The sequence below is a fragment of the Paenibacillus sp. DS2015 genome (genome assembly GCF_050433705.1).
GTDB lineage: Bacteria > Bacillota > Bacilli > Paenibacillales > Paenibacillaceae > Paenibacillus_AQ.
On the sequence record NZ_JBNPWS010000028.1, the window covers coordinates 41,409 to 65,254 of the forward strand.

23 protein-coding genes and 2 pseudogenes are annotated in these 23,846 nt (G+C 39.9%); 14 read left to right on the forward strand and 11 right to left on the reverse strand.

Going from position 1 to position 23,846, the window contains the following annotated elements:
- Nucleotides 1-48: 48 nt before the first annotated feature.
- Genes J2T13_RS20065 through J2T13_RS20075 form a run of 3 tightly spaced genes read right to left on the reverse strand, consistent with a single transcriptional unit; the run spans nt 49 to nt 3,102 of the window.
- Nucleotides 49-1,089: a CobW family GTP-binding protein gene (locus J2T13_RS20065; RefSeq protein WP_429374142.1), complete on the reverse strand. Its 1,041-nt coding sequence runs from the start codon at nt 1,087-1,089 to the stop codon at nt 49-51.
- Between the two features lie 60 nt (nt 1,090-1,149).
- Nucleotides 1,150-2,058 carry a TIGR03943 family putative permease subunit gene (locus J2T13_RS20070; RefSeq protein ID WP_429374143.1) on the reverse strand — a complete coding sequence of 303 codons (909 nt, stop codon included), beginning with the start codon at nt 2,056-2,058 and terminating at the stop codon, nt 1,150-1,152.
- Between the two features lie 33 nt (nt 2,059-2,091).
- The gene (locus J2T13_RS20075; protein ID WP_429374144.1) at nt 2,092-3,102 is read right to left on the reverse strand and encodes a permease; all 1,011 of its coding nucleotides are present in this window, start codon (nt 3,100-3,102) and stop codon (nt 2,092-2,094) included.
- 283 nt (nt 3,103-3,385) lie between these two features.
- Here J2T13_RS20075 and J2T13_RS20080 point away from each other — a divergent pair, with 283 nt between their 5' ends.
- The 6 genes from J2T13_RS20080 to J2T13_RS20105 all read left to right on the forward strand — a co-directional run bounded on the left by J2T13_RS20080 (nt 3,386) and on the right by J2T13_RS20105 (nt 10,182).
- The gene (locus J2T13_RS20080; protein ID WP_429374145.1) at nt 3,386-4,069 is read left to right on the forward strand and encodes a response regulator transcription factor; all 684 of its coding nucleotides are present in this window, start codon (nt 3,386-3,388) and stop codon (nt 4,067-4,069) included.
- A complete protein-coding gene (locus tag J2T13_RS20085; RefSeq protein ID WP_429374146.1) occupies nt 4,066-5,526 on the forward strand; it encodes a sensor histidine kinase in 1,461 nt (486 codons plus the stop codon). The genes J2T13_RS20080 and J2T13_RS20085 overlap by 4 nt, the downstream gene beginning before the upstream one ends.
- 432 nt (nt 5,527-5,958) lie before the next feature.
- Nucleotides 5,959-6,858, forward strand: coding sequence for a DUF2268 domain-containing protein (locus tag J2T13_RS20090; RefSeq protein WP_429374147.1), 900 nt, complete (start codon nt 5,959-5,961; stop codon nt 6,856-6,858).
- Between the two features lie 124 nt (nt 6,859-6,982).
- Nucleotides 6,983-7,534, forward strand: coding sequence for a hypothetical protein (locus tag J2T13_RS20095; protein ID WP_429374148.1), 552 nt, complete (start codon nt 6,983-6,985; stop codon nt 7,532-7,534).
- 283 nt (nt 7,535-7,817) lie between these two features.
- A complete protein-coding gene (locus J2T13_RS20100; protein ID WP_429374149.1) occupies nt 7,818-8,399 on the forward strand; it encodes an RNA polymerase sigma factor in 582 nt (193 codons plus the stop codon).
- Complete coding sequence (locus tag J2T13_RS20105) at nt 8,380-10,182, forward strand: DUF4179 domain-containing protein (RefSeq protein WP_429374150.1); 1,803 nt, start codon at nt 8,380-8,382, stop codon at nt 10,180-10,182. The genes J2T13_RS20100 and J2T13_RS20105 overlap by 20 nt, the downstream gene beginning before the upstream one ends.
- A gap of 69 nt (nt 10,183-10,251) precedes the next feature.
- On the opposite strand, the gene J2T13_RS20110 is transcribed toward J2T13_RS20105, so the two are convergent.
- Complete coding sequence (locus tag J2T13_RS20110; RefSeq protein WP_429374151.1) at nt 10,252-10,620, reverse strand: hypothetical protein; 369 nt, start codon at nt 10,618-10,620, stop codon at nt 10,252-10,254.
- A gap of 364 nt (nt 10,621-10,984) precedes the next feature.
- On the opposite strand from J2T13_RS20110, the pseudogene galU reads away from it, so the two are divergent.
- The 3 genes and pseudogenes from galU (at nt 10,985) to J2T13_RS20125 (ending at nt 13,595) form a co-directional block, all read left to right on the forward strand.
- Nucleotides 10,985-11,848, forward strand: a pseudogene (gene galU, locus J2T13_RS20115) (UTP--glucose-1-phosphate uridylyltransferase GalU).
- A 366-nt stretch (nt 11,849-12,214) separates the two neighbouring features.
- Nucleotides 12,215-13,330: an RNA polymerase sigma factor RpoD gene (gene rpoD, locus J2T13_RS20120; protein ID WP_429374152.1), complete on the forward strand. Its 1,116-nt coding sequence runs from the start codon at nt 12,215-12,217 to the stop codon at nt 13,328-13,330.
- Between the two features lie 118 nt (nt 13,331-13,448).
- Nucleotides 13,449-13,595, forward strand: a complete 147-nt coding sequence (locus J2T13_RS20125; protein WP_429374153.1) for a hypothetical protein — start codon at nt 13,449-13,451, stop codon at nt 13,593-13,595.
- Nucleotides 13,596-13,604: 9 nt separating this feature from the next.
- Here the strand turns inward: J2T13_RS20125 and J2T13_RS20130 are convergent, their stop codons facing one another.
- From J2T13_RS20130 to J2T13_RS20150, 5 genes are all read right to left on the reverse strand, one after another.
- A complete protein-coding gene (locus tag J2T13_RS20130) occupies nt 13,605-13,838 on the reverse strand; it encodes a hypothetical protein (RefSeq protein ID WP_429374154.1) in 234 nt (77 codons plus the stop codon).
- A gap of 19 nt (nt 13,839-13,857) precedes the next feature.
- Nucleotides 13,858-14,964 (reverse strand): GerAB/ArcD/ProY family transporter, encoded by a 1,107-nt coding sequence (locus J2T13_RS20135; protein WP_429374155.1) that lies wholly within the window; start codon nt 14,962-14,964, stop codon nt 13,858-13,860.
- Nucleotides 14,965-14,985: 21 nt separating this feature from the next.
- On the reverse strand, nt 14,986-16,182 hold the full coding sequence (locus J2T13_RS20140; RefSeq protein ID WP_429374156.1) for a Ger(x)C family spore germination protein: 1,197 nt from the start codon (nt 16,180-16,182) through the stop codon (nt 14,986-14,988).
- Between the two features lie 3 nt (nt 16,183-16,185).
- Nucleotides 16,186-17,784 carry a spore germination protein gene (locus J2T13_RS20145; protein WP_429374157.1) on the reverse strand — a complete coding sequence of 533 codons (1,599 nt, stop codon included), beginning with the start codon at nt 17,782-17,784 and terminating at the stop codon, nt 16,186-16,188.
- A 205-nt stretch (nt 17,785-17,989) separates the two neighbouring features.
- Entirely contained in the window at nt 17,990-18,952 is a 963-nt protein-coding gene (locus J2T13_RS20150; RefSeq protein WP_429374158.1) for a substrate-binding domain-containing protein, read from the reverse strand.
- 165 nt (nt 18,953-19,117) lie between these two features.
- Between J2T13_RS20150 and modA the strand changes: the two genes are divergently transcribed.
- From modA to J2T13_RS20170, 4 genes and pseudogenes are all read left to right on the forward strand, one after another.
- The gene (modA, locus tag J2T13_RS20155) at nt 19,118-19,903 is read left to right on the forward strand and encodes a molybdate ABC transporter substrate-binding protein (RefSeq protein ID WP_429374159.1); all 786 of its coding nucleotides are present in this window, start codon (nt 19,118-19,120) and stop codon (nt 19,901-19,903) included.
- Nucleotides 19,900-20,589, forward strand: coding sequence for a molybdate ABC transporter permease subunit (gene modB / locus J2T13_RS20160; RefSeq protein ID WP_429374160.1), 690 nt, complete (start codon nt 19,900-19,902; stop codon nt 20,587-20,589). Before modA ends, modB begins: the two co-directional genes overlap by 4 nt.
- Before the next feature lie 85 nt (nt 20,590-20,674).
- The gene (locus J2T13_RS20165) at nt 20,675-20,926 is read left to right on the forward strand and encodes a YolD-like family protein (RefSeq protein ID WP_429374161.1); all 252 of its coding nucleotides are present in this window, start codon (nt 20,675-20,677) and stop codon (nt 20,924-20,926) included.
- 238 nt (nt 20,927-21,164) lie between these two features.
- Nucleotides 21,165-21,386, forward strand: a pseudogene (locus J2T13_RS20170) (thioredoxin); the annotation flags it as partial.
- Between the two features lie 87 nt (nt 21,387-21,473).
- On the opposite strand, the gene J2T13_RS20175 reads toward J2T13_RS20170, so the two are convergent.
- Complete coding sequence (locus J2T13_RS20175) at nt 21,474-21,635, reverse strand: hypothetical protein (protein WP_429374162.1); 162 nt, start codon at nt 21,633-21,635, stop codon at nt 21,474-21,476.
- A gap of 835 nt (nt 21,636-22,470) precedes the next feature.
- Between J2T13_RS20175 and J2T13_RS20180 the strand changes: the two genes are divergently transcribed.
- Complete coding sequence (locus tag J2T13_RS20180; RefSeq protein WP_429374163.1) at nt 22,471-23,331, forward strand: phosphotransferase; 861 nt, start codon at nt 22,471-22,473, stop codon at nt 23,329-23,331.
- Nucleotides 23,332-23,674: 343 nt separating this feature from the next.
- Here J2T13_RS20180 and J2T13_RS20185 read toward each other — a convergent pair.
- On the reverse strand, nt 23,675-23,846 hold a 172-nt coding region (locus J2T13_RS20185), incomplete at its 5' end, for a zf-TFIIB domain-containing protein (protein ID WP_429374165.1).

A 23,846-nucleotide genomic window follows, 5' to 3' on the forward strand; every position in this document is an offset into this window, starting at 1 on the left:
TGTACATTTTACTCATTCATATTTCAAAGGATGGGGAGGGGTTTAAGTTTACCTTTTGGAATACGAAGGAGATGTACTTCTAAGCAACCTATCCCATGCTTGTATAAGTCGTTCTTCATCTAAGTTCATGCCAATGAATACAAGATAAGGAGACCCTGGGTATTGTGAAGGCTCCCAAGTGATTCGGGTTCCTGCATATTGAACTAGATAAATACGATAAGAATGATCATGGACTATGGCAACATAACCTTTAGCTCGTAACAACTGATCCTTCCATGAAGTTAAGAATTTATCTAAGGATTCCTTAGATAATGGAGTTATGTTGGAGTTGGAGAGCGTTAATGTTTTAACTTGTGAATAGGAATTTTGTTCAGGTTGATAGCTCTCAGAATCATGGTTGGTTCTTGCTGTGGTTGTGATGTTAACCGACTTGGATGTATTCAATCGTCGGATCGCAATAGGGTGACTCTCGTGTGATGTAATACTCTTTAAAAGTAAAGGCACGTCGATTTGACTGTGCGTAGTATGGATAACCGCTGCACTTGAATTATGTTTGCGAATGACCTTATCCATTTTTCGCAATTGCTCAGGTTTCACGAGGTCTGTTTTGTTCACTATAATGAGGTCTGCTACTTCAATCTGCTTTCTTAATGTTCTGACAAGTTGCTTGTCAGATGCAAAAATACTGTTGTAGTCGAGTACGTTCTCAGCGTCCAGCAGGGTAATGATTTGTTTGGAGTGAACACGGTGGATGAATTCAGGTTCGGTGAGAGCTTTGGAGATCTCCTCGGGGTTAGCGACACCCGTTAGTTCAATGAAGATGACATCGGGTTGTTGGGCTAGCAGAAGGCTAAGGCTACCTGCTAATTCTTCCTTTTTACTACAACAAACGCATCCATCTAACAATTGTTGAACGGTCACGCTGGCTTGTTCCTTTAGTATTAATCCATCGACATCTTGCTTGCCAAGTTCGTTCATGAGGATGCCAGGGCGAAGGCTGCGATTTTTAGTTTCCTCTAATAAAGTAAGTAGCAGTGTCGTTTTACCACTGCCTAGAAATCCACTCAAAATGATAACGGGTATACGCATGGAGGACATCCTTTCTGATTCAAGTTATTGATTTATTTTATTATGCGTAATGTTTACGATTCATTCATTGTTTGTTTTGTCCAAGGCCTTTAATTTTTTATACTGTTCAACAGAGTCAGGACTGGTATAGATATATGGGGTAAGGGGTTGAGGAATCTCTTGAACCTCCACGGGTTGAATGGTAATGACATCTTCCCCTTCATATGAACTGACCCCGATAACACCACGGACATGAATCCATGTATTCATTGGATAGGTAGGCTGATCTGGAAGATTAACGAGTACGCCGAAGGACGTGGCATCCGCTGTGCAACACTGGACCAAAAATCGACCTATAGCGACCATTCTAGCCTCGCTCATCGCAGCATCACGATACACAAACCCACTAAGCTCAATAGACTTCCCAACAAATTCAGATTTGAACAAGTTAATCGCGCCAATCGTTTCTGAAAAGATTTCAGGTCGAACTTGTATGATCGGCTCCTCATATATGAGCTTGGCTAAGTCAGCAAATTCTATAGCGAATTCATCGCGAGGGATAAATTTAGGTTGCTGTTTCTCACTTTGAATGGCTGCTGTAGTGGCAGAATGTGAATGGTAGGGATTTGCAATATTCATTCCTTTTTGGTCTACAGCTGCACTTCCTAAAGTCTGAATGGGAAGCAAATAACCGAGTGTAAGCGGGAGAATGAATAATCCATAGTAGCAAGTGTTGCGAATGATCGAATTCGATACAGGATGTTGGCAATCACAGAGTTGTTCCCCTTGACCAAACAGAGCATGCCAAGCGACAAAAAAAGCAAGGACACATAGCGGAATAGGACATGCACGAATAAACGGCTCCATTCTCGGAGCAATATAATAATGAAGGGAATCTGTTTGAATTAAATGGTTGATATAATATGCAAAGCCGAGCAAGATGAAAGTTCTAACTAAATAGTGAATCCGTAAGGCACGTGGGCTAATCATAGGTCACCTCCGCAGTTACCTCCTCCTGTATTTTCACAAGAACCATTTATCAAACATGACAGCACCCATAAACACAATAGATGCGATTAAGAAAGAGAGATAGAGAACAAACCTTGTTTTGAAGACAGATAGTAACATCAATGCATTTTTGAAATCTAGCATAGGTCCAAATACGAGAAAAGCAAGTAACGGCCCAGGGGCAAACGTATGTAGGAATGTGGCTGCTACAAAAGCATCTGAGGTTGAACAGAGGGATAATATGAACGCAAAGCCCATCATGAATCCATAAGAACCAAGGGTACCCCCACCTATGTTCGATAGCGTTTCATTGGAGACTAATGTCTGAATGGAGGAAGTGAGAATAGAGCCGATAATTAGAAATTTCCCCATTTCAAAAAACTCATCTGAGGTATGTACGAACCATGTTGTGAGCTTATTGCCTTTATGTTGATCAGATTCATTCTGATCCATTGAGAACCGAAGGATAGAAGCCTTCAAGGGATTACCTCGCACAGTTGCATAGATCATTAAGCCGATCACCATAGCACACATGAAGGCAAGGCCCATTCTAGCGTATAGAAATTCAGGGTGAAGTCTGAATGCTATATAGGTTGCCGCATATACAACGGGATTGATGATAGGGCCCGAAATAATAAATGTGATCGCAATGTAGAGTGGCATTCCTTTATGAATAAGTCTCCGAATGAGGGGAATCATGCCACACTCACAGATGGGGAACAGGATCCCTAATAGAGAAGCGAACAGTACACCCACTAGCGGATGTTTTGGCATCCAGCGTTTGAATGTCTCATCAGAAACGAACATTTGGAGCAGAGAAGAAATAACAGCCCCAACAAGTACAAAGGGAAGTGCCTCTAAGATAATACTAATGAAACTGGTCTGAAAAGATTGAATGAACGCTATATCAGGTAAGCTGAGGCTGAGGCTGAGATGAGCTGGAACTTTGATGATAGCAAAAGCAACGATAAAGGATAGAGGTAGCATAAAAGGTAGCCATTTCAACATGGGATTTATTCTCTTCATTTGATGATACTCCTAAATGGAATTTTACTAGTTTCATCATTTTATGCTTGTATCAAAAGGTTTAGAATCTAGAAGGGGGATTTGTTCGTAATGATTACGTATATTGTTTGTAACATAACTGAAAGTGAAGGCATAGCCGTATTTTGTATTATATAATGCGGTAAAGGAATCCTATATAAAGAGCGCACTTAAGTGAACGTTCAGCTTATTTTCAGTTAATCTTCATTTGTTTCATACATAATAAAGATATAATTGTAGCAACGAAGATAAAGGAGATAATTCCATGAGCAGAATGAAGAGGGTTAGAATATTACTTGTAGATGACGAACCTAATATACTGCAGTTTCTAGAAATAGGCCTTCTTAATGAGGGTTATGAAGTCATGACAGCGAATGATGGGTTAACAGCTATCACGGTTGCAAAGGACTTTCAACCCCATATTGTGATTCTGGATGTTATGATGCCAGGTATGGATGGATTTGAAGTGTGTAGAATGCTTAAGGATACTGAGAATGTCGCAGTCATCATGCTAACAGCGAAGGATGAGGTAGACGACCGCGTTCGAGGTCTCACGCTCGGTGCAGATGATTATATGGTTAAGCCTTTCAGTTTTGAAGAGTTGTTAGCACGTATTCACGCTAGAATTCGCAATCAATTTCCATATCTATTGAGTGAAGTTACGATCGGTCCCTTCCGAATTGACGATACTCGTAATGAAATACTCTACAACGAGAGAGTGCTGGAATTGTCTCCGACTGAATATGAGCTATTGAAGTATATGGTATTCAATCAAGGTATTGTTCTAAGTAAGTCCCTTATTCTTGATAAAGTATGGGGATATGATTTCGGTGGAGAAGAGAATATTGTTGAGGTATACATTCGTTCTCTGCGTGATAAATTGCAGGATAAGGAACATCGTCTCATTCGCACGTTACGAGGAGCTGGATATCGAGTTGATCTGATATGAGATGGCTGATTTCTGTGCGTCGCCTTTTTGTCACTAATTCACTTCGATTCCATTTGTTATCTCGTTCACTTATGCTCTTAGCCGTTTTATTGCTATTCATAGGCGTTTCACAATTTCTACTTATGAAGGATTTCATTTATAAGAACAGAGCTTCGAGCATACAATCCCAGATTATGACGACACCACCTAACGTTTGGGAACAAATCAAGGGGAATTCTCTTTCGTCCAATGAAGAACGGTTTCGATTTCCATTTTTATTTCTGCAGGATTCAACGCTTGCTTTCATTGATACAACGGGAAAATATACGAACTTAACGAATGTGGATGCCATACAACCACCTAGACTTACGAATGAAGAATATGAGCAATCTTTGAGTAGGAAACATGAACTCAATTACCGCATATTTACGGATTCTACTGGACAGGAGCAGCTGGTCGTGTTGCAGCGGGTAGAAGGGAGAGGTGGAGTCGCCGGTCTCGTTCAAATTAGTGTAGCTACCAAGCCTTTGAATGATGTGCTTATTCGGCAATTGACTATCTTTCTAACACTATCACTATTAGCTCTGAGCTGTGGTGTATTACTCTTTATCCCCGTGTTGCGCAAAACACTCGTTCCTCTATCTAATATTGTGGAGGCTGTAGAACAGATTGATGCGGGTAAGCTTGATACACGATTCCCCTCTGTGCAGGGACAACTTGAGATTGATCGACTGGCAGCTTCTTTTAACGGTATGCTTGTTAGATTAGAATCCTCCTTCGAAGCGGAGAAAGAAGCGAAAGAGCAGATGCGTCGTTTTGTCGCTGATGCCTCTCATGAACTACGAACACCACTGACTTCCATTCATGGGTTCTTAGAAGTACTGCTCAGAGGAGCGATGAATCAGCCAGAACAATTACAGAGATCATTAAAGAGTATGCATACCGAATCTGAACGGATGAATAAGTTAGTACAGGATCTTCTACTGCTGGCGAAGCTCGATCGGTCACCGCATATTCTTCTATCTGAAGAGTCGCTTGATGTTGTCATGATGGAGATGGAAGATCAACTAGTGATGCTAGCGGGTGAGCGAAAGGTTCACTTTCGACTTACGCCGAACTGTAGATGCCTCTTCAATGAGGATAAGATGAAGCAAGTTATTCTGAACTTATTCCACAATGCTGTACAACATACCGATGTGGAACAAGGTGTCATTACGTTGTCTTTGATGTATGGTCCTAAAGGTGGCGTTAGGTTGGAAATTGAGGATAACGGCTCAGGTATATCAGAGGAACATCTTCCGTATGTATTTGATCGTTTCTATCGTAGTGATACTTCTAGAACTCGCAAATATGGTGGAGCGGGGCTGGGTCTTTCCATCACTAGTGCGATTGTGGAAGTCCATGGAGGAACGTTGAGCGTGACTAGCAAAGAAGGAAAAGGCAGTGTGTTTACCGTTTGGCTGCCCGGAGTATCTTGAACGGACACCAGAGACCTTATTTGCTGTAATTGCCCTGATTCTGGATCCCCACGGACACCAGAGACCTTATTTCACATCATGATATGTGTATTGGGCCCATTTTGGGTAAATAAGAGCTTCTGTGTCCGTGAAAAAGCTAATCGACCCTAAAGCTTACAAATAAGGGCTTCTGTGTCCGTTCGGGTGAAGCCTAAATACGTCAAGCAGTGATTATTGCATTGAAACTTTAAATATACAAAGAATTTAAATTGAATTAACATATCTATTTTATTGACTCTTACGTTACGTAATACTTTATAGTAGCAAGAAGTGGTTGGTTAGTTAGCTTTAGTGTTCATAAACTAACCTTCAGAGTTCATTGAAGTACAAGCGACAATTAAAGAAATCTTTTAATTTTTTAAAAGAAAATTCTGGTTGATAGAGGTGATAGAGATGAATATAGTAATTGAAAATACAGTAGAGCAATATGAACGATTACTTTCTATGAAAGAAGAAGACAGAGAAAACTATTTTCGATATTCAATGATGAAGCCTTTTGAAAAAATGTGGAACAAAATTAATGTTCCATTAAAAGCACAGCAATCTAATGGATATGATGTATTAATGGCTACAAGGATGCTTGGATATCTTGATGTATCGGAAACCGAAATTGGAAGAGAGGCTTTAGAGAAATTAATACAAATTCAAGCACTACAAACAGCACACGATACATTAAGCAAGTGTGTTGAGTTCAATCAACAAAATAATCTAACAATAAATGCTGACGAATTGAAACTTGGGCTATATATAGCTGATCCCCAAAAATTGGAACTTCAAAAAGGATATAGTGGCTTTGGGGGGATTCCAGGCTTCATCCAAGTAACAATCATTCCTAATACATACAATACTCCCAAACTTCCTGCTGTAATTGCACACGAATTTCATCATAATATCCGTTTTTCATATTTTGATTGGGATCATGGCAATGTAACTGTTGCTGATTATTTAATTATAGAAGGATTAGCAGAATCATTTGCAATAGAACTTTATGGTGTAGAGCTGTTAGGACCTTGGGTTACTTCTTTTGAGGAAGATGATTTACAATATTCGATTGAAGTAATAAAAGATGCGTTAGATGTTAAAGGATTTGCCGAAGTTAGTAGTTACATGTTTGGTGACACAATCGCTAAAGACCAGGGCTACCAACCTGTTGGTTTATCACCATTTGCTGGCTATGCAGTAGGATACCAAGTAGTTCAGTCTTTTATGAAAGAAAATAATGTAGGAATAGGTGAAGCGACTTTACTGGATACAGATGAAATAATTAATAATTGTGGCTTGTTCTTAAAATAATGTTTTTCTAGAATATAAGATAACCTTCTGCTACAATGAACAGGGAAAAATTGTAACATATATCATAATTATTGAAAATACTAGCTCAAAAGATTTCTTGGTAAGAGGAAGGAGTAGACATCACATGATAACCGCCTTTATTATCGGATGCGAAATTTCTTTTTGGCTCTTTGTTCTCACTGGTCTTATAAGTCGGTATATCTTTAGACAGAAAAAAATAGGGGCACTGCTACTGTATTGCACGCCTCTGATCGATTTGGCATTGGTAATCGCGACAATTGTTGATTTACGCGGTGGTGCTGAAGCAACCTTCGCACACAGCTTAGCAGCCATTTACATCGGTGTTTCTATTGCATTCGGTCATAAGATGATCCAATGGGCGGATGAGAGATTCTCCTATCGCTTCGCGGGAGGCTCGATTCCTGATAGGAAGCCTAAATATGGTCAGGCACATGCTCGATATGAGCGTATGGGCTGGCTACATCATCTCCTTGCATGGGTTATCGGTATCCTTGTTTTGTATGGGATGATACTTATGGTTGGTGATGAGGTACGTACGGTCAATTTGCTCGATACGATTCGTTATTGGTCTATCATTCTTGGCATCGACTTTCTCATAAGCTTCAGGTATACACTTTGGCCGCGCGCGGAGAAAGTAACGACTAAGTTAAAATAGTGGCTGCTCCTTGGTTAATTTGGCGGTGCTCTAGTCGTAGAAAAAAGAATCTGATAAGATTCATCGGTCCATAGCCAGACTTTAAGAGTAGAGAGAGACAACTATTTTATTAATAAAATGTTATCAAGTTAAACTCACATAGCGTGCGTCGAGCAGGTATCGGCATGTGCTATGTGAGTTTAGCTTTTTTTACACGATAAATTCAACAAATATTTTCCTTTCAAGTGAGTGTTTTGCAATTCTTTTACGTCTATATAGTATAGAACTCTTAGGAGGCTTGTCCGTGGAAGAACGTGTAAATGATATTGATAAGGAAAAACGATGGATTAGCCGTGTGATGGAGGGGCATAAAGAAGAGTACGCTTTTTTAGTAAACCACTACAAAAATAAAATATACGGCCTTTTACGTGGAATGGGGGCTGATCACCAAGATGCTCAGGATTTGACACAGGAGACCTTTATTAAGGCTTACCGAAAATTGGCATTGCATGATCCTAGTAAAAGTTTTGCGGCGTGGTTATATACAATTGCTAATAACCTGCTGAAAGACCTGAGGAGAAAGACGCATCAAACGGGGTGGATGGCAGATCCACCTTCCGACTCTATATTCTGTGACAATCCTGAAGAGGTTCTGTTGCAAGGAGAACATCGAACGGAGCTACAGGATCTAATGAGACAATTGCCGGTCAATTATCGAGTGACGCTGTTGCTTCGATATACGAATGATTTGAGCTATGAAGAAATGAGCGAAGTACTGGACGTTCCCATAAGCAAAATTCAAAATGACCTTTACCGTGCCAAATTAAGAATGAAAAAAATACTAACTGCTGAGGAGGTGAGGACTCATGAAGTGTTTAAGTATTGATGAAATGGAAGAATACATAATGGATGCAGGATTGTCCACGAACAAGCAAATAGTAGATCATATTTCGACCTGCTTTCGTTGCCTTTCTCTATACCATAAACAACTCAAAGAGGAGGTTCGCTTGTCCCAAGAGTTATTTGAGGATGTGTTGCCTAATGCATTTACCACGCAGGTAATGGCCTCGATTAAGCGTGAAGAGATGGAGATGGGTACTTCTAATGAATTAATATCGTCCACGATTAGGCAGGGGAACGATCAAATTGAATGCTCCCCGGAGCAGATTGATGGACACAGCATCGTCCCTGCAACCGTGGCTGAAACTACGTCCGTACACGTTATTGAAACTCCACCCGTACACGTCATTGGAATTGCATCTGTCACCGAAAATGTATCTATCCCTAGAAAAGGCTTGCTCAAGCGAAGAGGTAGAGGTTTCTGGAAGTTAACAACTGGTGTGGCTTTGTTAGTGGTTATAATGTGCTCCGTGATTATGTATTCCGTACCGACGTTGGCGGAGAAGCTCCGTTCCCTATTTGCGCAAGGTAATGTTGACATCGGATTATTTCAGGCTCAAGAGTATGGTCTGGTCGAGCATCCGAATATTAAAGTGAAAGATAAAGGATATACTCTCAAAATCGATGAAGCGGTAGCCGACCCTTCTCGTGTGATCATAGCTCTTCAATTGTTCGGTCCCGATGGCAAGCATGAAAGAAAAAGACTGAAGCTTGGTCAGGAGAACGACATTATTATAAAAGATGATCAGGGTAACATGGTCGGGAGTATGTACGATATGGGATATACAAATGATTTTTACTATATGGTTGCCTTCTTCCCCGAACCTCTTCAAACCGACCGGATTACGATAGAAGGTCATATTACGCAGTTGGGTAAGGAAATGCGAAATATTCCTTTTATTCAAGGAGAATGGAACTTTGACTTTTCCATCGATATGAAAGAAGCGAACAAAAGGACTACCGTTACTCCACTGGAGGGAAGTTATATCACTCCGAATGGAATGACAGTTCGCTTGAAGAGGTTGACCCGCATGGTGCAGGGTGTTCGCTTAGAAATTGAAACCGAACTTAATGAGGAGGCGTTAATCCGCTCTTCCGGAGAATTATGGAAGAAGCAAGGATTAAAGTTTCATTTCGAAGATATGGAAGGGAGCGAAATTCATAGTGTTAATACGAGAAAAGTGCCTCATAAGGATAGTCTGATGACGGAGTCCCACCTCCCTGGTGATAAACCTGGGTTGATGCATTGGAGCTATACGTTCAAATACTTACCACTAGATGACCCTTATAATTTGGTGTTCGATGGTTATTTTGTTTCAGAGAACGATGATGCATCTATTGAATTTGAGCCTTCCAAACTTAAAGGACATCCGGTTCCCTTCTATTTCGAAGGAGATGAGATGATGTTACAAGATTTCACGGTGGAATCCCCACCCAATACTAATGGAACAGAAGCAGAGGGCACATTACATGTGAACGGAAAGTTGTGGAACGAGATGGAGTATGACTATGACCAATGGAAATTAAAAGTTCTCAATGGTCAAGAATATAATGTCTCCATGGAAGGTAGCTCGACAACGGAAGCGTCCGGGTGGAAAGATGGTTATATTATACTGGGAGGCGGAAGCGTAGATGGTCTGTTCGAATTTCGCGCACCAGGCATGACGACAATTCCAGATCGGCTCCAATTGATACGTACGGTCGTGAATAAACTGTATACGAACGTGGATTGGACAGTGCCAATGAATGAAGAAGGCGGGCGTCCGTGAAAGATGAATTAGAGCTAAGAGCAATAGTTCGTTATGATGCTTGAAAATGGCGAGAAAATGTAATTAAAATCAAAACAACCATTTATGACGAAAGGATATAGCTGAGAAAATAATGAAAGTTGAATATGTGGGATAGAATAAGTAGTAGGTCGTAGTAAAGTAACTAACCAGACCTGAAACTAGCAAGCCCAGAATATTAAAGATAATGACTCTCAGAACCCTAGGATGAATCCTACTAGCCATGAAATAATGAGTGAAACTAACGAACAGATTGAATGGATACAACAATAGGAACGATAACACGAGCGGTAAAAAGGGTCCAAAGTCTGTGGGTGATGTGGGATCTTCAATTGTTGTCGCAATGCCGGCCCATACTAAAGTCAAGATTGGAGATACAACAATAACATTCAAAAGAAGTTCTTTCTTTAAGTTGTCCATAGCGGCTCCCAGTTACAATTTTCTATTATAATCAACTCATATTCTATCTTCATATTTATAAAAATCAACTACACTAATCAACGGAAGACACAGATCTTCTCAATAAGACGAGTTGGACCATGTGTTTAGATATATTGTTTTAGCCAAAAGTCTTCCTTCACACTTAGAGGAAAAGGGAGACTTTTGGTCGTGAGAAAACACTTGGCGTATCTCCATTCAGCAATCATTCAGGGTACTCTCAGATAATATTAAGCTTGGTTTAAGATCGCTTTCAGGTACAGTCTATATAGTATAAGAAGAGTTGTAAGTTATCTTTTATCAATTATGAATTTGATTTCATTGAAGTATATAAGGAGTGATAGGGATGCAAATACGAAAAGCCATCATTCCAGCAGCCGGTTTAGGTACACGTTTTCTGCCAGCGACCAAAGCTCAGCCTAAAGAAATGTTACCTATCGTTGATAAACCAGCCATTCAATATATCGTAGAGGAAGCAGTAGAAGCGGGTATCGAAAGTATTCTGATCGTGACAGGTCGCAATAAAAGGGCGATAGAAGACCACTTCGATAAGTCGGTCGAGTTAGAAAAGTTGTTGGAGGAAAAGGGAAAAAATGATTTACTACTCGAGGTCCGAAACATTAGTGAGTAGGCTAATATCCAATATATCCAGCAAAAGGAACCCCTCGGTTTAGGTCATGCCATCCTATGTGCGGAGCAATTTGTATGGGATGAGCCTTTTGCTGTATTGCTAGGAGACGATATGATGGTGTCAGATCCTCCTGCGCTCAAGCAATTAATGCATGTGTATGAGACCTATAGCAAAATGGTCGTAGGGGTTCAGGCTGTAAAACCCACTGAAGTTAGTAAGTATGGCATTATTGCTGTTGAATCGAAGCAAGATGGTATTATGAAAGTGAATCATTTAATAGAAAAGCCGTCACCGGCCGACGCGCCATCAAACTTGGCTATTATGGGACGATATATTCTGGAGCCCTCTATTTTTCCTATACTGCATAACATTGAACTTGGAGCAAGTCATGAGTATCAGCTCACAGACGCTTTAACGAAAGTCTGTCAAATGGAGGGATTATTAGCCTTAGAGTTGATAGGTAGGAGATATGATATTGGCGATAAATTCGAATATATCAAGGCTATTTTGGAAATTGGATTGAAGCGTGAAGAGCTAAGACCACAATTAATGGAGTACTTACAGCAATTATTAGATTAAGGAATAAAGTTAATTAGTTTACAATACAATGCCCCCTATGCCATAAACATGATGTCTTGATACTGACACTTATGTTTTCGCTTGGGGGGCATTTGTGTGAGATATAAGACGAAAGTTTCTATACGTCACTATAAATGTAAATAAAAAAACTGCCACCTGTGACTCAGGGACAGTGAACTATTATATGTATAAAAATAGGTATTGAAAACTAGAGAAAAATATGATATTATGACGGATAGTGACTGAAAACATTTTAATTAATTTAATCCTATCTATGATAGCATATTCATTGGTATATGTCAATACATGATGACTTAGTGTTACTAGGTATTTCGTCAAGGTGTTTCCTAAGGGAGGGGTCCGTTTATGGAGGACGATCAACTTACAAAAGTAGAAGTAGAATTAACATTGGACCAAGTGAGAGAACAGCTCATTGAACAGAGTAAGCAACATGCTGTTCTTACTTATAAGGAAGTTGTGGACAAGTTGGTCTCGTTCGATCTTGATCCAGAGCAGATTCGCGAATTTGTCGAACATCTCTCAGAGCAAGGGATTGATATTGATGATGAGGGGAGTGATGAGGCTTCTGGGTCAGACGAGCAAGAGTCTGAAGAGCCAAGTTACTACGATAATCTCAGTCTACCCCCAGGGATTAAAATTGATGATCCCGTAAGAATGTATTTAAAGGAAATTGGACGGGTACCACTCCTCTCTGCAGCTATGGAAGTAGACTTAGCCAAAAAAATCGAGCAAGGTGATGAAGCGGCCAAGCGCATGTTAGCAGAAGCGAATCTACGTCTAGTAGTCAGCATCGCAAGACGGTATGTCGGCCGTGGCATGATGTTCTTAGATTTAATTCAAGAAGGCAATATGGGCTTGATAAAAGCTGTTGAGAAATTCGATTATACAAAAGGCTATAAATTTAGTACGTACGCAACCTGGTGGATTCGACAAGCAATCACCCGCTCGATCGCGGATCAGGCTAGAACGATTCGTATTCCTGTGCATATGGTCGAGACTATAAATAAACTGATAAGAGTCTCTCGATCATTACTTCAAGAACTTGGACGTGAACCAACGCCTGAGGAAATAGCATTGGAGATGGACATAAGTACAGAGAAGGTTCGTGAGATTATGAAAATATCACAAGAACCCGTGTCGCTTGAAACACCTATTGGTGAAGAGAATGATTCAAATCTAGGAGATTTTATTGAAGATCAAGATGCAATCGCTCCAGCCGATTCTGCAGCATATGAGCTACTGAAGGAGCAGTTGAGAGATGTATTAGATACTTTAACTGAACGTGAGGAGAACGTACTACGTCTTAGATTTGGGTTAGACGATGGTCGTTCAAGAACACTAGAAGAAGTGGGAAAAGTGTTCGGTGTTACTCGCGAGCGGATTCGTCAGATTGAAGCTAAAGCGCTTCGTAAACTGAGACATCCAAGTCGTAGTAAACAATTGAAGGATTTTATGGAATAACATTGTAAAGACTACTGTTAGCTGGTAGTCTTTTTTGATTTTTAGTAGCGGGTCATTTCATCACACTCTTGTTGTTGACGAACAAGCCCTGAAGCATTCATTTGGCAGTTGAAAATGGTTGAGTAATGATCAGGAGATCGTACAAGATACTATGCAGTGGGCTACAGTTACTGGTTCCATAACTGCTTCTCAATTAGGAACGGAAGTATGCAGCAAGGATGAGTTTGAACAGCATTTAGAGCTTGTTGACATTGAAAGAGGGTAGACCCATTTTTTACTTTAACCATATATCCACCATATTAGCGACGGGTTTGTAGATAGCTATGATCAAATCCAGAGGATTGAGAACCTTGATATGCAGCGCTTGAGTAATAGCTAATACAGTTCCGAACAATAAGAGAAGGGAAAATACCCACAGCTCCTTGAACAATTTCTTTCTCCAAAGAGGGGGGACGTCAATGACTATAATGACTGCAACAATGAAAATGATTCCTGCTATAGATAGCATGCGGAGTTCTCCTCTTCCTTCAAGATTTAGTTGAACGTTTAAACTTCTTTCGAATAAAATAGACCCCGAACAACAGCAACGGTAAGAGTAAGCCATAACTGATGTCAAAATACGGCCAGTATTCGGTAATCACTTTATTGTAATAAGTTATATTGGGGGCAATGATAGGCGAAAGAACGATCACTAGCATGGCTGTAGGTAAAGTTAACATTCGATAAACCTTGAGTTTTAATAAATGGGCTAATCCCAAATTGAAGACATAAAAATAAAGAGTGCTTTTCATAAACATGGTTAGCAACCATGTTAAGGCAAGCATAGCTTCAACCCTCTCAAAAAAGCTACCCACAGAAACCCTTCTTGCTAGGGAATAACTTGGATATATGATTCTCGAAGTCTGACTGGGACCAAGAACAAGAAGGGAGATCACGATAAGTATAATTAATACGACTCCACCTAATAGTGCACCTTGTAAAAAACCATTTTTTAGTTTCTTGGCTTGATTTACATAAGGAGTAATCATTAAAAAAACAACTAGCTCCATAAAGGGAAACGCTATAAAGGAGATAGTGCCCTGCAATACGGGTTTTATTCCATTTTCTAGAATAGGTTGTATTTTCTCGAATTCTGCTTGTGGGGAAAGAAAGATAACGAGCAAGAGAAATAAAAAAATGATCAAGGGTAAGAATATCTCTCCAGTACGTGCAATGACCTCAATCCCTAGACGAACCCCGAAGACAAGAATACATGCAAATAGGATTTGAATAGCTAGTCCTGGGGTGTCAGGCATCATTTCAGTAGTCATGAAATCACTTAATTCCCTGATAAACAATACCAGGGTAAGTAATGGGTAAATAAGGAATATAATCGATATGAATGTTCCAGCCCATGGTCCACAAATCTTCTGAATGGATTGAATCAAGCTCAATTTGGGATAGAGATTCCCGACTAGACTGAACATGTAGACGACCAACAAACCTACACTTACCCCAATAATGGCAGATATCCATGCATCTTGTTTCGCAAAGGAAGTAGTAACGGCTGGCAACACAAGAATTGAATCTCCAATGGTAATGAGCATGACTAGGATGGTGAATTGGCGAATACTTATTTTTCCGTTCTCAGGCATGTTTTCAGTTCACTCCATTTATTAGGGTTTCATTTCTTCTAGGAACGAGTTTGTCACTTTTCCAATATGTTGAATCTTATTCACCATATTTACATTTACCTGAAGAGTAGTGAAGGTCTCGTCCCAATTTTCAGACAATTTTTTCCACTCCTTTGGGTTTGAGCGACGAATGGCTTCTCCAAATCCGAAAATATCAACTTTATAATCTTCTTGCACTCGAGCAATTGTCTTTTCAATTAACTCTCCCGTCCATCTGTTCGACAGTTTCTCGATTTCCGTGATGGTTTCAGTACTTTTCAGGTCAAGGTGACATTGTACCTCTGCCACATTCGCTTCTGATTTCACTTCGATATCAATCCTTGGTCGTTCGTTTCGGATACTGCCTTTAATCTTCGACTCTGACCGAATGACTTTTAATGTGATTCTTCCTCCGTCAGGGCAATGAACAGAGCCAGCCGTGCTTTTAACATTATTGTTAACATAGTTGTACGCTTTCCCTTCTTCTTCACTCAGCCAGCCAATGAGTTTATCTCTCTTAAACACAGCTAATCCTGAATACTGTAGATCGGCAGGAGACAAGATGGTTTCTACATTTTCTTTTTTTTCTCCTAATTTTCGATTTCCTATGACTTTAAGTCCAGTTAGAACAGGGTGTCTTCCTTTGCTCACTAGATCAGAGATCAATTTATCCAATTTAACAGCCGCTGTAGGTGCCCACTCTTTCTCCGATGCCTCCAATGTAGAAAACAATCGAACAGAGGGCACTTTCTCCAGATTGGTCAATATTTTTAATGCATCTTCAGCTTTAGATTCTTTGGCAATCACAATGAAAAAGTCATTACGAGCTTCAGGATCTCTTGACAAAAAGTCTAAACTTTCGCCGATTCCTTCTCTAGCCAAAGCTTCGCTGATAATTACAATTCGAAGGTGGGCTATATAAATCTTACGTGGGCTAATCGTTGTCATTTGTCGAAGTGCTTCTAATAGTGTGTTACCTGTCGCTTGATACATCGTGACGGGTGAGGTACCTCTACTTTTGTTTCCTGCTACTTCACTTGGTTCTACTACTTGAACGGAAAGTTGATATTTCTCTCCGACTTTATCGATTCCTAAGCCTACGGCAATCGCTAGGTCATTTAGTTCGCGACGGCTCCAACAACCTGTGACTGATACAACTAATAGGATGCAAATACCAAATAAGAGTACCGTTCGCTTCATGGGTCAACCTCCTGTATTGTCTCGCGGTTTTTGTGGAGGAGTGCTTTGTTCACGTCTGATATTCTTAGGATTAATCAGACGAGGACGAGTGAACATGGCCCATCGGGGCGCTCGGAATATTGTATCTTTCATATCGTCAAGGATAAATGGAGCGAATGGACTCATGTAAGGAATCCCGAAAGAACGCAAGCTACACAAGTGCAGAACAATGGCAATGATTCCGATGATAATACCAAATAAACCGAAGGAAGCAGCAAGTCCCATCATCACGAAACGTAGCATCCTGATGGTCATAGCTAAGTCATAGGCTGGCAGAACAAAGCTAGAAATGGCGGTAATCGCTACAACGATAACCATGGCTGCGGATATGATCCCAGCTTCAACAGCAGCTGTTCCAATGACTAATGTTCCTACGATGGATATCGATTGTGCTATGGCTTTAGGCAATCTTAAACTGGCTTCTCTCAGAATTTCAAACGATACTTCCATCATGAGAGCCTCAATGAATGCTGGAAAGGGTACTCCTTCACGCTGTGCGGCTAAACTAATCAGCAGTTGAGTCGGTAACATCTCTTGATGAAAAGTGGTGATGGCTATATATAGTGAGGGACCTAGTAGAGAAATGAAAATAGTAAGAAAACGAAGCATCCGAATCAGCGTACTGACATCCGCGCGTTGATAATAATCTTCCGCAGCTTGTAGGAATGAGATGAGCATGGTGGGAACGACCAGTACAATCGGTGTTCCATCCACCAATATGGCAACTTTTCCTTCTAAAAGGTCGGCTGCAATGACATCAGGGCGTTCCGTATGATAGACCGTAGGAAAAGGCGTATACGTCTCATCTTCGATCAATTCTTCAATATATCCGCTGTCTAGGATCCCATCAATATCTATCCGATCTAAACGTGCATGGACTTCTTTTACAATGGCGTCATCCACAATACCCTTGATATACATGATCGCTACATCGGTTTTGGTTACTCTTCCGATCTCCTTTGTTTCTAGCCATAGATGAGGATCTTTAATTTTTCGACGTATTAAGGCAGTATTGGTACGTAAGCTTTCTGTGAAACCTTCCTTGGGTCCTCGGATAACGGTTTCTGTAGTCGTCTCCGATACTGCTCTGTCTTTCCAACCCCGCATTCCAATGGTGAATCCTTGGTCATATCCATCCAACAAGAGAATAGCATCACCAGACAAGAGGGAAGTAAATAAGGAACTGAATTCTGACACATCCTTAACGTCTCCAACCGTAAGAATATGGTCTCTCAATACCTGAGTCGTATCTTGATCTGACGAGTCTATAGCATCCAGTTTCGGGATATCTACCAAGAGTGATTCCATAATGAATTGCTGAACGGATTTGCTATCGGCTAACCCATCTGTGTAAAAAATGGCTGCGTGAATTTGATACTCTGAGCCAATGATGAATTCACGGATCACAAGGTCGCTACTATTTCCAAGTGTTGTTTTTATATGTTGCATATTTTCTTGAAGTTTTGTTGTTAAAGGTTCCTTGTGAGATTCTGTATTTGATGGTTTGTGAACTGTTGAAGGTGATTTAAATATTTTAGTTATGGTTTTATTCCAAAAATTCATAGTTGTTATCCCTCTCCCGCAAGCTGTTAGTTATAGCTATTACCAAAGAGTGGTATACTTATGCGGCTCTAGATCAATCTGTAGGTATTATGAACGATCATGTAAAATCAAGTAGAACAGGAATGAAAGGTAAATAGACAAAAGCCTCGATGATCACATCTATCGTGATCATCGAGGCTTTTTATGGGTAAATTAAGGTTATTTATTACGTTTCTAATAAAATTTGGCCCGTCTGAGACAGGTCATAACCATGGATTCCAGCAAGTTCTTGCTTGAATTCATTAGACTGTATAATTTGGATAACAGATTGTACCCACACTATATTCTTGGGTTTCTTCAACATGACTAGATCGTAGCGTTCATCTATTAAGGGTATGAAATCGACATGACCCACTATCGATGCGGCTTTGGCATGCCCTATACCCACATCTGCTTCTCCAGAAGATACTTTAGCGGCAACGCCCAAATGATTAGATTGTTCATCATCGTAACCCACAAGCTGCTCACTAGTCATTCCATGGAGCCTAAGCTGTTCATCTAATAGGACACGGGCCCCAGAACCTTTCTCGCGATTAACGATACGGAGTTTAGGTGTGGATAAGTCTTGCCAGCTCTTAAGGTTGAAGGGATTACCTTGTTGGACGTATAATCCTGCTTTTCTATGTAACAGATTAACTACAATATACGAGGATCCTACAAGAACTCTACGAATAAATGGAAGATTATACTCTCCCGTATCACCATCGAGAAGATGGGTGCTTACGAGATCTGATTCACCTCGGTACATGGAGATTAGACTGTCCAGACTACCTACATAAGCGCGAAGAGGTCTTACCCCAGGCGTCTTATGCTCCATATATTTAGCTAATATATCAAGACTAATATCCTGACCTGTAATGACGATTGGACGTACAGTATGGGAATAGGGTGAAGTGAGAACCACATCGGATGAATCGTGTTGAAGTTGAAGCACATCACGCTCCAGTCCTTGCATTCCTTTGGTACGATTCTTGTAAGCTTCTAAGTCAGAAGCATCTACCCGCATCTGTTTACCGACACGATAGGAGATAATTTCACCTTTTTTTATTAAATCATAAACGGTAAGTTTAGATATTTTGAGGAGTTTAGATATTTCCTCTGTTGTATATGAGATATCGTTTATGGACATTAGAACCTCCATGGTCATTATAATCGAGACGCTATCAGCACATTAATTGTAACATACTCTCGATGTCAAGGAAGATCATAATGGTTTACTTTATAAGTGAAATCGCTCTATAATATATTCTAATTATATCTAAATATAATAGATTATATTCATAAGGGGTATCAAATGATGAATTTACTTAAAAATAGTGTTGTTATGACCATCCTACTAACCATGTCAATGATCCTAGGGGCATGTGGCAATTCTTCCAGTGAAAAGGTTGAATTAACGATCTCGGCGGCAGCAAGTTTAACAGATGCGCTTCAGGAAATACAAACGTTATATGAGGCAGATCATACTCAGGTAAAACTTCTTTTTAACTTTGGTGCTTCAGGTGCGCTACAGCAGCAAATAGAGCAAGGGGCTCCAGCGGATTTATTTCTATCAGCTGCCCCTAAGAATATGAATGGACTGATAGATAAGGGGTTAATTGATGTACAGCACCAACAAAACCTGCTTAATAATGAGTTGGTTGTCGTGATCCCTCAAGAATCTAAAGTTGCTATTTCTAGTGAAAAAGACCTCGTAAATGATGCTTTTCTAAAGGTAGCCGTAGGTATTCCCGAAAGTGTTCCAGCGGGTAATTATACGAAGGAAGCTCTGAGCCATCTGGGATTATGGGATCAATTACAGTCTAAATTAGTCCAAGCCAAAGATGTAAGACAAGTTCTTCAATATGTAGAGACGACTAACGTAGATGCAGGTTTTGTGTATAAAACGGATGCTTTGACTTCGCAAAAGGTAAAGATTGCATTTACCGTTGATCCCAGTACATACGCTAAGATAGAATATCCTGTAGGGATCGTGAAAGAGACAAAACATAGTAAGGAGGCGGAAGAGTTCTATACCTTTCTACAGTCAACTCCGGCGCTAGATGTATTCGTTAAATATGGCTTTTCCATTCCTAAATGATAGCTTTGAATATGGATTGGCAGGTCTATTGGTCGCCGATCCGTTTATCATTACAGATTGCTCTATTATCAAGTATAGTGACTTTGGTACTGGGAATAAGTATCGCTTGGTGGATGTCTAGGAAAGTGTTCAAAGGAAAAACGCTAATTGAAACGTTATTTATATTACCGCTTGTATTGCCTCCCACAGTTGTTGGGTTTTTATTATTAGTTCTTTTAGGACGAAACAGCTGGCTGGGACATGCTATGGAATGGATGTTCTCAGCTCCTGTTATTTTTACATGGTGGGCTGCGGTGATTGCTTCCATTGTTGTCGCCTTCCCGCTTGTATATCAGACGATGAAGGTTGGTTTCACTGCCGTTGATAAGGAATTAGAGGATGCGGGCCGTTCCATAGGAGCTACGGATTGGCAAGTTTTTCGTTATATCACACTTCCATTAGTGTATCGTTCGTTAATATCTGCTTATATCCTTGGGTTTGCTCGTGGACTTGGAGAATTTGGCGCGACGCTGATGATTGCTGGGAATATTCCAGGTAAAACACAGACGATCCCGACTGCCATATATGTCGCAGTGGACTCAGGGAATATGACGTTAGCATGGGCGTGGACGATCACCATGATTCTAATATCGTTCGTGATGCTACTTCTGACAGGGATGAAAAAAGAACGAAAACAAACATATTAGTGTAATTGTAGGAAATCAAATGTCGAATTGCTAGATTTGAGGTATAATTGACATATGATTGTGCTTGGCAAGGGGTGAAATATATATGGCTAAGGCTAAGGTAAAAAAAAGGCCGACGCGTGACGAGTTCGAACTTGAGGAATTAGGAAATCAATTAGTTGAAGCAAAAAATGAGGATAGTGAGATACTTTTAACGGTTTGGGGACGTGAGGAACAGGTACGAGGTGTGATCGTGAATTTGGATTCTCGTACAAGATTGGTTCATGTTCAACATGTTGAAGGGCTCAATAAAGTCCCCTTTTTGGATATTATGAGGGTTGATTATCCTAGAGATTAATTAAATACGGATCATTAAAGAGACCATGAGAGATATCTCGTGGTTTCTTTGCTGTCTTCAACATTAGGAATCGATCTGAAGCCGTTCCGCACACTTCCTAAGAGGTTAAGTCCTCGGAAGTACGGGCAGGCGAGATCCGAATTTGGGATTGAGGATAATGTGGATCTTGTACAGGTGGACTGGGATGGCAATATTGTATGGAAATACAACAGCTACGAACATTTTGAGGACCCTCGTTATGGAATGCAATCTGCTTGTCTTTTATAACGGAGGTTGGGGAGGTTATGGTCTGCCGAATCCGTCATCACCAATAGGACAAAAGAATGCACTCCGAGATCATTCGCGGATATTGGAGATTAACCCAGTTACGTTAGAGGTAGAATGGCAATACACCGCAGCTGAGGAAGGTTTCTCTATTCCAACAGATTCCTATAAATTCTATAGTCCCTATATCAGTAATAGATTAGTAGATAAATGAGGAAAGCCTCTTCACAAAGAAGGGGCTTTTCTTAAGTTTTTAATACGGAAACTGTTAGGTGAAAAACTATTAGTTAAACATTGGAAGCAAGTAAGTGACAATAAACCATATAAATCCAAAGAAAATAATGATGTAAGCCGCATATTTGATAAAAGTCATAAGTACGGCACTGTTATCCGTTTTTTTCTCGATATGTGTCTCTTTGCGATCCGTATCCTCAGTTAAATTCATCGTGCTAGACCCCCTTATTATAATAATCATTATATTGAACTCGATTTCCTCGATACTACGTTGTACCTATTTCTACCCTTCACCATGAGTCCTGAAACAATGACCGATTTCGGGGACGGTAATTTATCAAAGATATGATTCGTAAGTGTTAGTCGTTCATACCTAAGCGCTGGGTCAGGAATGATCTGTAGTATGGGAATATTTAGTAATAAAGGTTGCCCATACGAGCGGTTTGTCTATTTTAGTCTGAATTTCTAGCGATCATATACTAGATTTTGGAAGGAGAACAGAATGATGATAGCGAATGTATACTCATTGCTTATGAAGTGAATATGTATGAATCGTGCGGAATGCTAATTTGCGAAGATCGTTTCCCATTTTGCAGAACACTCTTCGTATCAAGCTCGAGAGAACGGTATGGCGGATCATTGAACATTCAAGAGATACTAGGTAACGAAACGCTGGTGCGGAAACAACCGAACGTTATATGCATACGGGCATCAAAGATTCATCGCATCCAGAGTCCTTTGAATCGAATGGGTTCGGACTATGGGCGAATAGCTTCGTATCCCCCCATAGGGGGATAGACGAAGTCGTTTATCCATCTGTATGAGAGGGATAGGCGAATTCGTGGATTAAAGAATTCACGAAGAATGATCTTTTTGAGGAATGTTTTTATCCCGCTGTATGGTTACATGTCCCAAGAGAATGGAAAAGATTAAAGTACTTAATTTAAGATCTGATGAAAGTAATTTCAATGAAGTTGCTGGCACGTTGTGAATACAGGAACGTTAGATGGAACCAATGAAAAAAATTCAAAAGCAATAAGGAGAAAATGATGCTTAATCCTACTATAGTAGCAATAAACAGACTATTTCAATCTCAAAAGATTAATATTGAAATTGTGAATATTGAAAGAATGAAAGGAACGACAGATGGTCTTGTTTTTAGATTGGAATCTTGTAAAAACAAAAAGTATATATTAAAGTATGATTCCCCTAATAATATTCAATTAGTTGAACAGTTATTGAATACTTATAATGAAAGTTTACTACCTGAAATTCTATATGTTCATCCTGATAAATCATATTTTATTTATTATTACATTGATGGGAGAACTCACTTTGATCGTGGTAAGAAAAAAGATTGGTTAACCGTCCTTATCCAGGAAATATTTAATAAATATATTAAATATCAAGACTCAGACAAGTGGGGAAGAATAGAATATCCTTGTGACTCCTGGAAAGAATTTAATGATATAAGTATTGAAGAAGCAAAAGATAATATAAGAAATAATCTAGCAGAGGAAGATTACTTATTTGTAAAATCACTCAGTAATACATTATTTGAGAAAGATAAAGAACAAGGTGATAGATTTTTATTACATGGTGATACTGGCGTCCATAATTTTGTATATGATCAATCGAAATTAGTTGGTGTTATTGATCCCTCTCCGATGGTGGGGCCGTTAATTTATGATTTTATATATGCCTTTTGTTCATCATCCGATGATCTTAATATGGAAACTTTATTCACTGCGTATGATCAACTTGAACAAGGATTGATTGACAGAAAAAGATTGATAGATGAAGTAACCATTCAACTCTATTGTCGTATAGGTCTGAGTGTAAAGCATGATCTAGATAATGTAACTGAATACTTAAAAGCATGGAAAGAGTGGAAAGAATTTAGTTAGTAATTCGAAGAAGGCGCTGACATCACATAACACTCTGGATTGGTTACGCAGTTGCCCGAAAAAAAGACCTTCATAAGCACAGTATGAAGGCTTTCAATAAAGATATCATATGAGAAGCAAAGCTCCGCGGCAATTGCGCAAATCCATGTTGAACGATGCCGCGAATATTTGCTAGCCTACCGCCTATGGGCTTTGTTATTTACTTCCAATACTGATGTTGCACGAAATGGGAGGATCAGCTTTCTGAAATTCTAGGGTCAATGAGATATCTTGTCGCATGAAAACACACCTTCCCCCTCCCCAGATCAGGCATCGTAACAAGAAGTATGCAATTACAAAGTGTTTATCCACCACTGGGAGTCAGTGTTAGGATCTGACACCAAACCCCTCCACAAGAGGGACAACGTGAAATATCCACACCTGTTAATTTTACTTTGGGTTTAATAGGCGTACGAGTTAGACGCAAACACTTCAGTAGTTTTGTTTTTCGATTGGCGTTGCTGAGAAAGCCATAA

What these genes read in the sequence shown, in the direction of transcription:
- J2T13_RS20065 (WP_429374142.1), bottom strand. Translation starts at nt 1,089, where the DNA reads ATGCGTATACCCGTTATCATTTTGAGTGGATTTCTAGGCAGTGGTAAA.
- J2T13_RS20070 (WP_429374143.1), bottom strand. Translation starts at nt 2,058, where the DNA reads ATGATTAGCCCACGTGCCTTACGGATTCACTATTTAGTTAGAACTTTC.
- J2T13_RS20075 (WP_429374144.1), bottom strand. Translation starts at nt 3,102, where the DNA reads ATGAAGAGAATAAATCCCATGTTGAAATGGCTACCTTTTATGCTACCT.
- J2T13_RS20080 (WP_429374145.1), top strand. Translation starts at nt 3,386, where the DNA reads ATGAGCAGAATGAAGAGGGTTAGAATATTACTTGTAGATGACGAACCT.
- J2T13_RS20085 (WP_429374146.1), top strand. Translation starts at nt 4,066, where the DNA reads ATGAGATGGCTGATTTCTGTGCGTCGCCTTTTTGTCACTAATTCACTT.
- J2T13_RS20090 (WP_429374147.1), top strand. Translation starts at nt 5,959, where the DNA reads ATGAATATAGTAATTGAAAATACAGTAGAGCAATATGAACGATTACTT.
- J2T13_RS20095 (WP_429374148.1), top strand. Translation starts at nt 6,983, where the DNA reads ATGATAACCGCCTTTATTATCGGATGCGAAATTTCTTTTTGGCTCTTT.
- J2T13_RS20105 (WP_429374150.1), top strand. Translation starts at nt 8,380, where the DNA reads ATGAAGTGTTTAAGTATTGATGAAATGGAAGAATACATAATGGATGCA.
- J2T13_RS20110 (WP_429374151.1), bottom strand. Translation starts at nt 10,620, where the DNA reads ATGGACAACTTAAAGAAAGAACTTCTTTTGAATGTTATTGTTGTATCT.
- rpoD (WP_429374152.1), top strand. Translation starts at nt 12,215, where the DNA reads ATGGAGGACGATCAACTTACAAAAGTAGAAGTAGAATTAACATTGGAC.
- J2T13_RS20130 (WP_429374154.1), bottom strand. Translation starts at nt 13,838, where the DNA reads ATGCTATCTATAGCAGGAATCATTTTCATTGTTGCAGTCATTATAGTC.
- J2T13_RS20135 (WP_429374155.1), bottom strand. Translation starts at nt 14,964, where the DNA reads ATGCCTGAGAACGGAAAAATAAGTATTCGCCAATTCACCATCCTAGTC.
- J2T13_RS20140 (WP_429374156.1), bottom strand. Translation starts at nt 16,182, where the DNA reads ATGAAGCGAACGGTACTCTTATTTGGTATTTGCATCCTATTAGTTGTA.
- J2T13_RS20145 (WP_429374157.1), bottom strand. Translation starts at nt 17,784, where the DNA reads ATGAATTTTTGGAATAAAACCATAACTAAAATATTTAAATCACCTTCA.
- J2T13_RS20150 (WP_429374158.1), bottom strand. Translation starts at nt 18,952, where the DNA reads ATGTCCATAAACGATATCTCATATACAACAGAGGAAATATCTAAACTC.
- modA (WP_429374159.1), top strand. Translation starts at nt 19,118, where the DNA reads ATGATGAATTTACTTAAAAATAGTGTTGTTATGACCATCCTACTAACC.
- modB (WP_429374160.1), top strand. Translation starts at nt 19,900, where the DNA reads ATGATAGCTTTGAATATGGATTGGCAGGTCTATTGGTCGCCGATCCGT.
- J2T13_RS20165 (WP_429374161.1), top strand. Translation starts at nt 20,675, where the DNA reads ATGGCTAAGGCTAAGGTAAAAAAAAGGCCGACGCGTGACGAGTTCGAA.
- J2T13_RS20175 (WP_429374162.1), bottom strand. Translation starts at nt 21,635, where the DNA reads ATGAATTTAACTGAGGATACGGATCGCAAAGAGACACATATCGAGAAA.
- J2T13_RS20180 (WP_429374163.1), top strand. Translation starts at nt 22,471, where the DNA reads ATGATGCTTAATCCTACTATAGTAGCAATAAACAGACTATTTCAATCT.